The sequence below is a fragment of the Pelomonas sp. Root1444 genome (assembly GCF_001426885.1).
In the GTDB taxonomy this organism is placed as follows: domain Bacteria; phylum Pseudomonadota; class Gammaproteobacteria; order Burkholderiales; family Burkholderiaceae_C; genus Pelomonas.
Map to the genome: position 1 here is coordinate 1 of NZ_LMFP01000004.1, position 228 is coordinate 228.

Annotated in this window: 1 protein-coding gene; it reads left to right on the forward strand. The window is 43.4% G+C overall.

What is annotated here, in order from left to right:
- Positions 1 to 228, forward strand: a 228-nt coding sequence (locus ASD35_RS27080) for a catalase (protein WP_157275463.1), incomplete at both ends; no start/stop codon positions are given.

Consider the following 228-nt stretch of genomic DNA (forward strand, 5'->3'; position numbering starts at 1 on the left):
TTACAGGCACATGGAAGGTTTTGGTGTCCACACTTACACTCTAGTCGCTAAATCCGGAAAAGTTCTCTTCGTCAAGTTCCATTGGAAACCAACTTGTGGTATCAAGAATCTAACTGATGAAGAGGCAAAGGTTGTTGGAGGAGCCAATCACAGCCACGCTACTAAAGATCTCCATGATGCCATTACATCGGGTAACTACCCTGAGTGGAAACTTTTTATCCAAACCAT